The sequence below is a fragment of the uncultured Roseivirga sp. genome, from assembly GCF_963973945.1.
Lineage (GTDB): Bacteria > Bacteroidota > Bacteroidia > Cytophagales > Cyclobacteriaceae > Roseivirga.
Genome location: NZ_CAXBBV010000002.1, coordinates 219,054 through 232,730 on the forward strand (window position 1 = coordinate 219,054; position 13,677 = coordinate 232,730).

Here is a 13,677-nt window from a genome sequence, read left to right on the forward strand (position 1 = left end):
TTGAGTTTTTGACCTAGAATCAGCCTGTCTGATTCTATAATCAATCTCTGAAGAATAGAGTGAGATTCACAGCCGTTTTATATGGAGTGTCAAGGTAATAGTAAATCCTGCGTTTTGAGAGTTTAATCGGTAAGTGGTTACTTATATTCTTATTGTTATTAGTATTGGGCAAATGGTTGAAATTATGATTAGACTAAATTAAATGAAATAGCCCACGGTTTGGGCCGTGGGCTATATTGTAAAAAGTAATGATATGAACTGTTTTAACGGTTTCTTGAGTCAGACATAACTTTAATCAATAGACCTTCTTTCCGTTTAAGTAAGTAGCTTTTACTTTTAAGTTTCTCAACTCAGATTCAGGAGCCTTCATCATGTCCTTTTCTGTAATTATGAAATCGGCAAACTTACCAACCTCAATACTGCCCTTTTCATTTTCTTCAAAGTTTGAATACGCTGCCCAGATGGTCATGCCTTTTAAAGCTTCTTCTCTGCTAAGCTTGTTTTCGGGCTGCCAGCCGCCTTCAGGCCAGTTTTCCGAATCTTGCCTTGCTACGGCTGCATGATAGCCATACAGTGGGTTAATATCTTCAACAGGGAAATCACTGCCTAAGGCGATATAGCCATTTTGGTCAAGCAAATCCTTAAAGGCATAGGCAGTTTTTACTCTTTCTTCTCCTAACCTTTCGGCTGCCCAGTACATGTCTGAAGTAGCATGAGTGGGTTGAACAGATGGTACTACATTGTACTTACCGAACTTAGGCACATCTTCATTCGAAACAACTTGTGCATGTTCAATTTTCCATCGCAAGTCATTCCCTTCAGGAAGATATTTAGCATAGATGTCTAGAATAACGCGGTCGGTTCTATCTCCTATACAATGGGTGTTCATTTGAAAGCCCATGTCGTAAATGGTTTTAGCCAATTCATCGTAATTGGCTTCAGTTTCTAAAAGAAAACCAGAATTCCCTGGATCATCTGAGTAGTCGCTTAAAAGATTAGCACCTCGTGAGCCTAAGGCGCCATCTCCATACACTTTGAATGACCTTACGTTTAGGTAATCCGTTTTGATCTTACCTCTTTTCTTAAAATACTCAATACTCTCTTCGCTTGGAGCAACCATGGTGTAGAGGCGCATTTTCAGCTTCCCAGCCTTATTTAGTGAGTCTATGAGTTCAATTGTATCTACCTCAAGCCCAGCGTCAACTATGGAGGTTAGTCCCACTTTAAAGCAATTTTCTTGTGCCATAATTAAGGCTTCTATTTGATCAGCCCTAGTTTGTTGAGGAATGTATTTTCCAATTAAATCCATAGCGTTATCAACCAATAGACCAGTTGGTTCTCCATTCTTATCAAAGTAGATTTTCCCTCCAGTTACTTCTTTTGTATTGCCGAAAATCTCACTTTGACTCATGGCAGAAGAGTTTGCTAAAGCCGCATGACCGTCTACTCGTGAAAGGAAGACTGGTACGTCAGGGAATAGTTTGTCTAGCTTTTCCTTGCTCGGAAACTCTTTGTTTTCCCAGTCATTCTGATCCCAACCACGCCCTACAATCCATTCATCGTCAGGGTATTTTTCGCGATGTGCTTGAAGAATTTCTAGGATTTCGTCAAACGATTTGGTGCCTACCAAATCAGCATTTTTCAAGCCTAAACCATATCGATAGAAGTGCGCGTGAGCATCAATAAGGCCAGGGTAAACCGGAGCTCCATCAAGATTCATGATTTGGTCAGACTCAAAATTGGCTAGAACCTCTTCATCAGTTCCTACGCCCACAAACTTTCCATCTTTTATGGCAAAAGCAGTAGAAACCGAAAACTCATCATTTACAGTGTAAACTGTGGCATTATGTACAATGAGGTCAGCCTGCTGTTTGCCACCACAAGACCATACTAAAGTTAGAATTGCAGTAAGTATTAATAATTTCTTCATCATTCGAATCTTAAATGTTTAACAGAATCACCAGAGTCTCTGAGTTCTCTAAGTGAGTCAATCCCAATTTCTAAATGGTCGTTTACAAAAGCCGAAGTGATTTTCTTGTCACTTTCTTCTGTTTTTACCCCTTCCGCAATCATGGGATTGTCAGAAACCAAAAGGAGAGCACCATGAGGGATTTGATTTACAAAACCTACGGTAAAGAGCGTAGCAGTTTCCATATCAACGGCCATTGCTCTAATTTTACGGAGGTATTTTTTGAAAGCTCTGTCATGTTCCCAAACCCTACGGTTGGTAGTATAACATGTTCCTGTCCAATAGTCTCTCTCATGTTTTTTGATCATAGAAGATACGGCCCGTTGCAAGCGGAAAGAGGGGAGCGCAGGGATTTCAGGTGGCATGTAGTCATCACTGGTTCCTTCACCACGAATGGCAGCTATAGGGAGTATTAAATCACCAAGAGCTGTTTTCTTTTTTAATCCCCCACATTTACCTAAAAATAGAACCGCTTTTGGAGCAATAGATGAGAGTAAATCCATAACTGTTGCTGCCATGGCGCTTCCCATTCCAAAGTTTATAATGGTAATGTTTTCTGCCGTGGCTGATTGCATTGGGCGGCCTGCGCCTCTTACTTCAACCCCAAACTTCTCGGCAAACATTTCTACATAGGTGATAAAATTGGTAAGTAGAATGTACTCTCCGAATTCTTCATTTGGAACTCCCGTATAGCGGGGTAGCCAATTTTCAACAATTTCCTGCTTAGTTTTCATGTATAAGTTTTGGGTTCAATTACATTTGTTCGATGGATTCACTTAACCTGCCGGCCTATAAGTACCGCCTAGAGAAAAGGGACGGCAAATTAGTTATTTTTGACCCTATACGGAAGAAGTTTGTTGTACTTACCCCAGAAGAATGGGTGCGACAGCACTTTATTCATTTCCTTTCTGGTAGTTTGGGCTACTCTTTAAATAGAATGAGTGTTGAAACAGGGAATAAGTATAACCAGCTTCAAAAGCGCTCTGATATTCTGTTTTATGATGAGCATATGAAGCCATTGGTAATAGTGGAATGCAAAGCTCCTTCCATTAAAATCACCCAAAATGCTTTTGATCAAATAGCAGTGTATAATAAAACACTCAAGGCCAAATTGTTGGTTGTTACCAATGGAATGGCACACTACGCCTGTTGGTTCGATGCTGAAAATGAGAAAGTAAATTTCCTTGACCAAATCCCTAACCTGCAGGAGTTGAAAGCCATGATTTGATTTCGTATTTTTCAATATGAGTTGGATCAAACGTGTAGGTTTCTTAACTGCTTTTATTATTCCAGCACTTACTGTTTTGGGATATTACTTAGGAGGTTGGTGGAATTATACCACTGTCATTTTTGTGTTCCTCATCATTCCTATGTCCGATATACTTATTGGTAAAGATCCTGAAAATATGGATGGTGCCGATGCGCTGGTAATTTCTGAGCAATTCTATTACCGCTTTATTACTTACGTGTGGGCTATTTTTCAATTGGTATTTTTGGTTTGGGCTTGCGCAATGATAGCGTCAACTGCATTGGATGTTAATGAGTGGATTGGCTTTGTGCTCAGCTTTGCTTTGGTAACGGGAGGTATTGGCATTACTGTTGGGCACGAACTGGGACATAAAAAATCTGCACTGGAACGGTTTTATTCTAAACTGATTTTAATGACGGTTTGCTACATGCACTTTTATATTGAACACAATCGCGGACATCATGTAAATGTAGCTACTCCTAAAGACCCCGCTACAAGTAGAAAGGGAGAAGGTTTTTATCGGTTTTGGCTCCGGTCGGTTGTGGGAAGCTATTTCAGTGCTTGGGAAATTGAAAATGCTAGGTTGAAAAGAAAAGGGCTTAAGGTTTTCTCCTTCAAGAATGATATGATTTGGTTTACTGTTCTTCCATTTTTACTAGCTCTTACATTGACCATATTGGCAAGCATATGGCAAAATCGATGGGTGTGGGAAGTACCCGTGTTTTTCTTTACCCAAGCCATTTTGGCTTTTAGTCTTTTGGAGATTGTAAATTATATTGAGCACTACGGAATTGTAAGAAAGGAAATAGCCCCTGGAAGGTATGAAAGAGTAAACCCAATGCATTCATGGAATTCCAACCATAGGTTAAGTAATTTCTTTTTGTTTCAGTTACAACGCCATTCCGACCATCATGCAAATGCCATTAAGCGGTATCAAGTTTTAAAACATTATGATGAATCTCCTCAATTGCCCTCAGGCTATCCTGCCATGATTCTTTTGGCATCCTTTCCTCCGCTTTGGTTTAAATACATGAACCCGAAGCTTAAGGATTGGGAAGAAAAGGTTTATCATCATTAGTTCTTCACACCTCAACAAAACCAGTCGTGGAACTCTTCACGTTGACTTAAGCACTTAATTGATAATAGAGCCCGTGATTTTTTTCTGATAGTGAAGTTTGTATGAATTGAGTTGCCTTGGAGTGCTTCAGTTATTATTTTGGGTTTATCAATAAGGTGGTAACCGCATTATTGATGATTAACGTTTAGCCTCCTCAGCCCAATTATGATGATCATGTACAAGAAAAGATTTAGGTCATCTTTGAAAATTATTACCCTGTTCTTAATTGCTCTTTGCAGTATACCTGTTTGTTCTCAAGAATTATCTGATTCACTTTTAATGGCTGCGCAGAAAACTCGAAGCGCATCTGACTTGGTTGATCTCATAAACAAGGCAGAAGAGTTGTCGTCATTTAACCCAGTAATGGGCGAGCAGTTGAGTAAGGCTTTGTATTCAAACACTAAAAGTAACGGCCAAACTAGCTTAGCTTCTGAGTCTCTAATATGGTTAGGGAATTCATTAATTAACCAGAGTAAGTATGATTCGGCCATTGCAGTGCTTACGGTTGCTCAAGCCGATATCGAGGACATGAGAAGTAAAGAGGCCGTAGCTAAACTTTATTACACCAAGTCGGTAGCGCATTACTACATAGGTGAGTACACCAATTCCATTTCGTTGTTATTGCTGGATTTAGAAATGGATGCAGTATTGAAAAATGACCTTTTTCATTCCAGGGTTTTGCGGCTGATTGGGGAAGTGTATAGAGCGGCCGATAATCTAGATCCCGCTCTAAATTATCTTCAAAAGGCTTTGGTTCAGGCAGAAGTTGCGGGCGATTCAATTGGCCTAGCGGCCGCTATGAATAGGCTAGGGGTGGTCTATTATCAGAAAGGTGAGCATGAAATTGCAGAAAAGCTTTTGTTGGGTTCATTAGAAAAAAGCCGAAGTAATGGTTTTGAGAATGTGGTGTCAATGAATATGAATGATTTGGGTGAGCTTTATTTTGCGACCAAGGAATTTGAAAAGAGTATTGACCTATATGAAATTGTATTACAGAGAAACTCTGATGTAGATACCAGAATCAATACGCTTAACAATATTGCCAGACTAGATGCAGAACTAAAAAAGTATACCGAGTCAATTAAAATGGCAAAAGAGGCGCTTGCCTTGGCCGAAAAGGTGAACATCTTAACCTATAAAGTTGATGCCACAAAAATTATAGCCGACAGCTATCAAAAGCTGAACGACTTTGTGAATGCCACCTCTTTTTATAACCAATACATCAACCATAGAGAACAACTGTTTGAGGTGGAAAAAAACAGACAGGTGTTGGAGTTAGAAACTCAGTATCAAACCCAGCAAAAGGAGTTGCAAATTGCCAACTTAACAGAAAAAGAAGCTGCGGAAAGAGAAAGAAAAATCTATTACTTAGTAGGGCTAATTATTTCAGCTGCTTTTCTGGCGGTGTTTATTTTGCTTTTTAATCAAATTAGAAAGAACAACAAGCACATTAAAAACCAAAACTTAAAGCTAGAAGAGCTCAATACTACTAAGGATAAATTTTTCTCGATTATTGCGCATGATTTGCGTAGCCCTATGGTAGCCTTGCAGGGAATTGGGCAGAAGTTAGATTATTATGTTAGAAAAGGGAAGCGAGAAAAACTTCTGGAAATAGGCGATAAGGTAGATGGCTCGATGGACAAATTGAACCATCTGTTGAATAACTTATTAAGTTGGGCAACTTCGCAATCGGGAGGTATTCCGCATTACCCAAAGGTGATTGACAGTAAAGAAATGATAGACGAAGCAATAGCTCTTTATCAAAGCTTGGCTGAAGTAAAGGGAGTACGCTTTAAGTTAGACCTAGAAGACTTACCAATTTTTGTCGATTTAAATACTGCCTCAACTGTTTTACGAAACTTAATTAGCAACGCAGTAAAATTTACGAAAGAAGGCAGCGAAATCGCGATTACAACCCAAAGCCGAATGGGCTATACTATTATTCAGGTTCAAGATCAAGGGCATGGCATAGACAATGAAACTCTAGAACACCTTTTTCAACTTAAGAAAGGCAGTGAACTTGGTACTATGGGAGAAAAGGGTTTTGGCCTTGGACTTAAATTGTGCAAAGAATTTGTGGAGATTAACAAAGGCACAATCGAGGTAAAAAGCACACTGGGAAAAGGTACCGTTTTCGAAGTTAAATTTCCTCAGAATGAGGCTGTAGCACACCCATTATATGTGGCTTAAGTAATACAGTGCCATGTCATAGCCTCTCAAACCAAAACCAGTAATCATACCTGCACACTCTTTAGTAATTAGGCTCAAATGCCTAAACTCTTCTCTTGCATGGATATTCGAAATATGAACTTCGGCTACAGGAGTGTTAATGGCAGCAATTGCGTCTGAAATAGCCACAGAAGTATGCGTATAACCACCGCCATTGAAAACAATGCCATCATAGCTAAAGCCAACCTCATGTAGCTTGTTGATGAGCTCACCCTCTACATTGCTTTGATAGTATTCCAGTGTTATGTCAGCGAATTTTTCCTTGAGCTTTTCAAAGTAAGTTTCAAAGCTTTCTCCACCATAAATGGTTTTTTCTCTAGTGCCTAGTAAATTTAAATTGGGGCCATTTATGATGATGATCTTCATTTTATCGAGCGGTTAACTATCTTTAGCGGTGGCTTGGGAAATATATATTCAGGAATACGAAAACTACTTAAAACTTGAACGATCGCTCTCAGAAAACTCAGTTGAAGCTTACGTTCATGATGTGGTGAAGCTAAAACAGTTTCTGGAAATATCCAATCGAGAAATTTCTGCATTACAAGTGGCTGCTGTCGACTTACAGCAATTTATTGAGTACCTCAATGAATTGGGCATGAGCGCTCATTCACAAGCGCGGATCATTTCAGGCCTTAAATCCTTTTACAAATTCATGATGTATGAGGGTGAAATGGGCAGTGATCCCACGGCTTTATTGGAAGCTCCGAAGCTAGGTAGGAAATTACCCGATACGTTAGAGATTCATGAGATTGATAAAATTTTAGAAGCTATTGATCATTCTAAACCAGAAGGAATGAGGAACAGAGCGATGTTAGAAACCCTCTATAGCTCTGGGCTTCGAGTGTCGGAGCTCATTAGTCTTAAAATTTCAAACATTCATTTTGAGATTGGCTTTTTGAGAATTTTAGGAAAAGGAAACAAAGAGCGTTTGGTGCCTATTGGTCGCGAAGCATTAAAGTACATTAACATCTATCGAGAAGAGGTAAGAGTTCATTTAGAGGTTGAAAAAGGACATGAAGCTTTTCTGTTTTTAAACAGAAGAGGAAAACAACTTACTAGGCAAATGGTGTTTATCGTAATTAAAGATTTGGTGGCTAAGGCAGGTTTAAATAAAACGGTAAGCCCTCATACTTTTAGGCATTCTTTCGCAACGCATTTGATTGAGGGCGGAGCTGATTTACGAGCCGTGCAAGAAATGCTTGGCCATGAATCTATTACCACTACCGAAATTTATACCCACTTAGATAGAGACTACCTCAAACAGATTATTAAAGACTTTCACCCAAGAAGCTAAGTCTATAGCCAACCCTTTCTTTTAAAGTAATAGATCATTCCACCAGCTACAGTCAGTAGTGCCCCCCAAAAAACAGGGTAAGCATACCTGTACGATAGTTCTGGAAAATACTCGAAATTCATTCCATAAATACCTGCCATAAAAGTGAGCGGAATAAATACCACAGAGAAAATAGTCAACACCTTCAAGATGTCATTCAGCTTGTTGTTCATTTGATTGTTATAATGATCCATCAAGTCTTTAAGCTCATCCATATACACCTCAACATTTTCAGTCAGGTGAGTGGTGTGATCTAGTAAATCCTTTAAAAAAGGAGATGTTTTTCTTTCAATTAGAGGGCTCTGCGACTTACTAAAATTGATGACACTTTCTTTGATCGGGCGCACCGTTCTTCTGAGCCAGTTTACCTCTTTTTTCAGTGTGCTGAGCCTATGAATAAAGCTAGGGGCAGGGTTACTTCTTAATTCATCCTCAAGGTCGTCAATCCGATCAGCATACATTTCTATGATGAGAAGGTAATGATCAACGATAACATCCATTAAAGCAAAAGCTAAATAATCGGGCTTACGAGTCCGAATTTTGCCTTTATAATTTCTTAGCCGATCTCTAACCCCATCAAAAATGTCCTGCATGTCTTCTTGGAAAGTGATGATGAAGTTTTTGCCAACCACAAACGCAAACTGTTCATGTTTAATCATGTCGTTGTTGGTCATCACCATTTTACACACCTGAAAGAAATAGCCATCATACTCTTCCCATTTAGGGCGCTGTCCAAGGTTTAAAACATCTTCGAGTGTTAGGTTAAGTATGTCGAAATGTTCACCGATCTCACGAATCAACTCTACATTATGCAGGCCTGTAACATTAAGCCAAAGGTGTTTCTCCTTGAGGTCAACCCCATCAAGCTCAGAAACCGATTTGATTGTTTTTTCTTCAAAACTATCTCCGTTGTAAATCATAGCCTGAAGAAGAATTTCTTCATCCCGCTTTTTACCAGTGTACAGTAAAGACCCCGGCATTAAGTTCGATTTTTCTTTAGATACCCTCGGCCTTCTAATAATATCTAGAGGAATTAATCTAAAGAGGTCTATGGGATTTCTGGATTTAATCTTTCTCATTTTTATCAACTATAGTAAGCCAAAAGCACATGTGCTTTTATTCAGTTTTGCTTAGGTTTAAAGTAAGCACAGGAATTTCAGATTTCGTAATAAGGTATTCTGTAATGTTGCCCACCAACAAGGTTTTTATATTTCCTCTATGGTAAGAAAAGAAGGCAACCATATCGCATTCAAAGAAATCAGCTGCATACAAAATACCTCTATTTATCGACTTTGCATTAAATACTTCTACGGAATGGCTCTCCAATCCATGCTTTTCCAAGAATTCAACCTTCAGTTTGTTGGCTTGTAGGGTAGTTTTAAAATGAGCTTGCGTATTTACATAAACAAAAGTGAGCTGCGCATTAAGTGATTTAGCAAACTTCATTAGGTCTGGCATAGCGGGTGAATAATCATCCGTCAAATTGGTGGGAACCAAGATTTTCTTGATTTCGAAACTTTCCAACTCATTGTTAATTGTCAATACTGGATTTTTGGCCAGAGCAGCAATTTTTTCAGGGTGCGTTCTTCTAAACACTTCATCAAATCGCTCGTGTTCGTAATTACCAACCACAGTTAAATCAAAGGCTTCTTCAGCTACTAGCTTTGCAATTTCATTTGGGGTATTATGCACTTTTAGTTTAGAATGAATCGTAATTCCGCGGTCTTCATATTTTTGGATGAGCCGTTTCATCTTGTCTTCATTAATAGAGAGAATATCATCTAAAAACTGCTGACCTGTTGGTGTTTTGCTCTTGTACTCTCCTAATTCATCTAAATAAACAGACAGTGCAGCTTTTATAATGTGCATCATATAAACCTCGCTATCGAGTTTTTTGGCTATTTGGCAGGCAACCTCTAAAGCCCTATGTGATTTTTCAGTAAAATCTATTGGAACAAGAATTCGCTTGTACATGAGTTTTTAATTTTTGAATATCGAAATATTAAACCTTGCATAATCTTCCTAAAAAGGAGATTCTAAAACAAGTCTTTTGTCATTCTGAAAACTTAATAAGTCTAAAATCTTAATTCTTTTTTATCGTTCCCAATGAAGCCGTACTTTTGATAAAATTTTCAGTCTTGTATAAATCAGTTATTCGTCCCCTCCTTTTTTCTAAACCAGCAGAAAATGCACATTATTTTACTTTTGGTTGGATCAAACGCCTTTTTAAAGTGCCTGGTGTCTCATCAATCGCTAAATCAATTTACGACTTTGAAGACAAGCGATTAGAAGTTGAGGCTTTTGGGCTGAAATTCAAAAACCCAGTGGGGCTTGCAGCAGGCTTTGATAAAGATGCCAAACTCTTCGATGAGCTTTCGGCCTTTGGTTTTGGGTTTATAGAAATAGGTACATTAACCCCTAAAGGACAAGAAGGAAATCCAAAGCCAAGGCTGTTTAGGTTGCCTCAAGATCAGAGTATGATCAACAGAATGGGTTTTAACAACCAAGGTGTTGAGGAGGCAGTGGAGCGCTTAAAGAGAAAGAAAACCAATGTGTTGATTGGAGGTAACATTGGAAAGAATAAAGTAACCCCCAATGAAGAAGCCGTTAATGATTACATACTCAGCTTCGAAGCACTTTTTCCGCATGTAGATTATTTTGTGGTGAATGTAAGTTCGCCCAACACCCCCAATTTAAGAGCCTTACAAGAAAAGGAGCCACTCAAATTACTGCTCATGACTTTAGAGGCGGCCAACCGCTTGAAGCAGATAAGAAAACCTATTTTGTTGAAAATTGCTCCAGATCTTACTCCCGAACAACTTGATGATATAGTTGAAATAGTAGAAGAAACGAAAATTGATGGTATCATCGCTACAAACACTACCATTTCCAGAGAAGGATTAGTGACAGAAAAGAGCGAGATTGAAAAAATTGGAGCAGGCGGATTAAGCGGAAAGTCCGTAAGAAACCGTTCTACTGAAGTGATCCGTTACCTTCATCAAAAATCCAATGGCGCTTTTCCTATTATTGGCGTTGGAGGAATTAACACTGGAGAAGATGCAATTGAGAAACTAAAAGCTGGAGCAACTTTGGTTCAGGTCTATACGGGATTCATTTATGAAGGCCCTGCAATGATCAAAAAAATCAATAAAGCCATCCTCAAATGGAAGTTTGGCAAGTGATCTTAAGATGTTTTAGTCAATCAGTCTAAAGGATTCATAAAATTCATTTATTTTCGTAATTAAAGGGAAGCACTTTTTCATGGCCAAAAACACCTACAAGTCCAATACATTTAAAAACACCAAACAAGAAAAGAAGCAATCCAAAGGATTTAGCCTTAAGGGAAAATTGCGCTTGGGCTTCCTAAAGGACCGAAGGGTTCAACTTACCGTGGGCTTGTTTTTATTGCTTACCTCCATTTTTATTTTTGTGGCTTGTGTAAGCTACCTTTTTACAGGCAAGGCCGACCAGAGCGTAGTGGAGTCAGTTGGCGAAACTGGAATGATTGCCTCTGGTAGAGAAGCCGCCAACTGGATGAAACTTTGGGGAGCGTATGCCTCTCATTACCTTATTTTCAAATGGTTTGGTATTGCTGCCTTCTTAATTCCTCCATTCTTATTTGTTGGAGGTTATAAAATTGTATTCGGGAAAGCCCTTGTTAATATTCAGCGTGCCTTCATTTTCGTTGTATTCTTTCTTTTATGGATTAGCCTTTTAATGGGCTCTATGATTAAAGGAGGCACAGGAGTGTCGGAATGGAGTTTCTATAGTGGAGGTTTAGGTTACGAACTTGCTGTTATTTTCGACAATTTAATGGGCTTCGGAACAATCTTGTTATTGGTGTTTACCTTTCTCGTATTTGTTATTTTCTTCTTCGACATCAAACAGATTTTCTTAACCAAAAGCACTTTGTCTAATTTGGATAATGTAGCTGATGATGAAAAAGAAACTACTGTTACTGAAACCAGAGAAACCATAAAAGCAGATGGTTTGGAAGATGACTTAGATGAAGAAGAAACAGGATTGTCGAACGAAGAAGAACTTGAAAGTTGGGTGATTGAGTTGAAAGAAGAAGGCAAAAAAGCTCAAGAAGACACTTCTATTGAGTTAGACCTTTCTGCTGATGAAGAAGAGGAAGAACCAATTGCTGAAAAGCCTTTTGTCGAAAACCGTCCTATTCCTTCAGTTGAAAAGAAAGATGAACCTTCATTTGAAGTTGAAATTAATCAGTCCTCAGAAGCTTTAGTAGAAAAAGTAGGTAACTATGATCCAACCCTAGACTTGGCTAAATATCAATACCCGAGTATTGAGTTATTGAAAGAATACGGCCCCGCCAAAATTCAGGTAACAAAAGAAGAACTACAAGCCAATAAGGATAGGATTGTTGAAACGCTTACCAATTTTAAAATTGGGATTTCGAGTATAAAAGCTACCATTGGCCCAACGGTTACGCTTTATGAAATCATTCCAGAAGCAGGGGTTAAGATTTCCAAAATCAAAAACCTTGAAGACGATATTGCTTTAAGTTTGGCCGCCTTGGGTATTCGTATTATTGCACCAATTCCAGGCAAGGGTACAATTGGTATAGAAGTACCAAATAAGAATAAAGAAATGGTTTCTATGCGTTCTGTAGTGGCTACAGACAAGTTCATGAATAGCGATAAGGCGCTTCCGGTTGTATTAGGAAAAACCATTTCGAATGAAGTGTTCGTAACCGATTTGGCCAAAATGCCTCACTTGCTTATGGCAGGAGCAACAGGCCAAGGTAAGTCTGTTGGTTTGAATGCCATTCTTACCAGTTTACTGTATAAGAAACACCCTTCGCAATTAAAGTTTGTATTGGTAGACCCTAAGAAGGTGGAGCTTACCATTTACAATAAAATTGAAAGACACTTTTTGGCCATGTTGCCAGATGGCGAAGAAGCCATTATTACCGACACCAAGAAGGTTATCAATACACTGAATTCATTGTGTATTGAAATGGATCAGCGTTATGATTTGTTAAAAGATGCTGCTTGCCGAAATATAAAAGAGTACAATCAGAAATTTGTAGATAGAAGACTGAATCCGGAAAAAGGGCATCGTTACTTGCCATATATTGTGCTTGTTATTGATGAATTGGCCGATTTAATGATGACGGCTGGTAAAGAAGTGGAAACTCCAATTGCGCGTTTAGCACAGTTGGCAAGGGCCATCGGAATTCACTTAGTAGTAGCTACACAACGGCCATCGGTAAACGTAATTACGGGTATAATTAAAGCCAACTTCCCAGCACGACTTTCATTTAGAGTAACCTCAAAAATAGATTCACGCACCATTCTCGATACAGGTGGAGCCGATCAGTTGATAGGACAGGGAGATATGCTGCTTTCCATGGGCTCTGAAATTACCAGAATTCAGTGTGCATTTGTAGATACGCCAGAAGTAGACGACATTTGTGACTTCATTGGAGGTCAACAAGGTTACTCTTCTGCTTATGTACTGCCAGAGTTTACTGGTGATGAAGGAGACAGTAGTACAAGTTCGGTCGATTTATCAGACCGAGATACGATGTTTAATGAAGCGGCTCGACTAATTGTATCGCATCAGCAGGGGAGTACTTCCTTGATTCAGCGTAAGTTGAAATTGGGCTACAATAGGGCAGGACGAATTATTGACCAATTAGAAGCGGCTGGAATTGTTGGCCCTTTTGAAGGCAGTAAAGCAAGAGAAGTTTTAATTTCAGACGAATATAGTTTGGAACAGTTATTGAACAGTTTGGACGATAACTAATTCCTTAG

The 13,677-nt window shown here is 38.9% G+C and carries 11 protein-coding genes; 6 read left to right on the forward strand and 5 right to left on the reverse strand.

Annotated features, from left to right (window positions below; genetic code table 11):
• Positions 1 to 295: 295 nt before the first annotated feature.
• A complete protein-coding gene (locus AAC026_RS05275; RefSeq protein WP_339695637.1) occupies positions 296 to 1,933 on the reverse strand; it encodes an amidohydrolase in 1,638 nt (545 codons plus the stop codon).
• Positions 1,930 to 2,703, reverse strand: a complete 774-nt coding sequence (locus AAC026_RS05280; protein ID WP_339605759.1) for an AMP nucleosidase — start codon at positions 2,701 to 2,703, stop codon at positions 1,930 to 1,932. The genes AAC026_RS05275 and AAC026_RS05280 overlap by 4 nt, the downstream gene beginning before the upstream one ends.
• Before the next feature lie 32 nt (positions 2,704 to 2,735).
• Here AAC026_RS05280 and AAC026_RS05285 point away from each other — a divergent pair, with 32 nt between their 5' ends.
• The 3 genes from AAC026_RS05285 (at position 2,736) to AAC026_RS05295 (ending at position 6,525) form a co-directional block, all read left to right on the forward strand.
• Positions 2,736 to 3,197 (forward strand): type I restriction enzyme HsdR N-terminal domain-containing protein, encoded by a 462-nt coding sequence (locus tag AAC026_RS05285; protein WP_339605758.1) that lies wholly within the window; start codon positions 2,736 to 2,738, stop codon positions 3,195 to 3,197.
• A 16-nt stretch (positions 3,198 to 3,213) separates the two neighbouring features.
• Complete coding sequence (locus tag AAC026_RS05290) at positions 3,214 to 4,296, forward strand: alkane 1-monooxygenase (protein WP_339695640.1); 1,083 nt, start codon at positions 3,214 to 3,216, stop codon at positions 4,294 to 4,296.
• A 213-nt stretch (positions 4,297 to 4,509) separates the two neighbouring features.
• Positions 4,510 to 6,525 carry a tetratricopeptide repeat-containing sensor histidine kinase gene (locus AAC026_RS05295; protein ID WP_339695642.1) on the forward strand — a complete coding sequence of 672 codons (2,016 nt, stop codon included), beginning with the start codon at positions 4,510 to 4,512 and terminating at the stop codon, positions 6,523 to 6,525.
• On the opposite strand, the gene aroQ is transcribed toward AAC026_RS05295, so the two are convergent.
• A complete protein-coding gene (gene aroQ / locus AAC026_RS05300; protein ID WP_339605755.1) occupies positions 6,511 to 6,930 on the reverse strand; it encodes a type II 3-dehydroquinate dehydratase in 420 nt (139 codons plus the stop codon). The two genes, AAC026_RS05295 and aroQ, sit on opposite strands and share 15 nt — an antisense overlap.
• 28 nt (positions 6,931 to 6,958) lie before the next feature.
• On the opposite strand from aroQ, the gene xerD reads away from it, so the two are divergent.
• Positions 6,959 to 7,858: a site-specific tyrosine recombinase XerD gene (gene xerD, locus AAC026_RS05305; protein ID WP_339695645.1), complete on the forward strand. Its 900-nt coding sequence runs from the start codon at positions 6,959 to 6,961 to the stop codon at positions 7,856 to 7,858.
• A 2-nt stretch (positions 7,859 to 7,860) separates the two neighbouring features.
• Here xerD and corA read toward each other — a convergent pair whose 3' ends face one another.
• Entirely contained in the window at positions 7,861 to 8,976 is a 1,116-nt protein-coding gene (gene corA, locus AAC026_RS05310; RefSeq protein WP_339695648.1) for a magnesium/cobalt transporter CorA, read from the reverse strand.
• A 37-nt stretch (positions 8,977 to 9,013) separates the two neighbouring features.
• Positions 9,014 to 9,871, reverse strand: coding sequence for a universal stress protein (locus AAC026_RS05315; RefSeq protein ID WP_339695651.1), 858 nt, complete (start codon positions 9,869 to 9,871; stop codon positions 9,014 to 9,016).
• Positions 9,872 to 10,035: 164 nt separating this feature from the next.
• On the opposite strand from AAC026_RS05315, the gene AAC026_RS05320 reads away from it, so the two are divergent.
• Together AAC026_RS05320 and AAC026_RS05325 are read left to right on the forward strand one after the other, a co-directional pair.
• Positions 10,036 to 11,079, forward strand: a complete 1,044-nt coding sequence (locus AAC026_RS05320) for a quinone-dependent dihydroorotate dehydrogenase (RefSeq protein ID WP_339695654.1) — start codon at positions 10,036 to 10,038, stop codon at positions 11,077 to 11,079.
• A gap of 79 nt (positions 11,080 to 11,158) precedes the next feature.
• Positions 11,159 to 13,669, forward strand: a complete 2,511-nt coding sequence (locus AAC026_RS05325) for a DNA translocase FtsK 4TM domain-containing protein (RefSeq protein WP_339695657.1) — start codon at positions 11,159 to 11,161, stop codon at positions 13,667 to 13,669.
• Positions 13,670 to 13,677: the final 8 nt, after the last annotated feature.

What these genes read in the sequence shown, in the direction of transcription:
- AAC026_RS05275 (WP_339695637.1), bottom strand. Translation starts at nt 1,933, where the DNA reads ATGATGAAGAAATTATTAATACTTACTGCAATTCTAACTTTAGTATGG.
- AAC026_RS05280 (WP_339605759.1), bottom strand. Translation starts at nt 2,703, where the DNA reads ATGAAAACTAAGCAGGAAATTGTTGAAAATTGGCTACCCCGCTATACG.
- AAC026_RS05285 (WP_339605758.1), top strand. Translation starts at nt 2,736, where the DNA reads ATGGATTCACTTAACCTGCCGGCCTATAAGTACCGCCTAGAGAAAAGG.
- AAC026_RS05290 (WP_339695640.1), top strand. Translation starts at nt 3,214, where the DNA reads ATGAGTTGGATCAAACGTGTAGGTTTCTTAACTGCTTTTATTATTCCA.
- AAC026_RS05295 (WP_339695642.1), top strand. Translation starts at nt 4,510, where the DNA reads ATGTACAAGAAAAGATTTAGGTCATCTTTGAAAATTATTACCCTGTTC.
- aroQ (WP_339605755.1), bottom strand. Translation starts at nt 6,930, where the DNA reads ATGAAGATCATCATCATAAATGGCCCCAATTTAAATTTACTAGGCACT.
- corA (WP_339695648.1), bottom strand. Translation starts at nt 8,976, where the DNA reads ATGAGAAAGATTAAATCCAGAAATCCCATAGACCTCTTTAGATTAATT.
- AAC026_RS05315 (WP_339695651.1), bottom strand. Translation starts at nt 9,871, where the DNA reads ATGTACAAGCGAATTCTTGTTCCAATAGATTTTACTGAAAAATCACAT.
- AAC026_RS05325 (WP_339695657.1), top strand. Translation starts at nt 11,159, where the DNA reads ATGGCCAAAAACACCTACAAGTCCAATACATTTAAAAACACCAAACAA.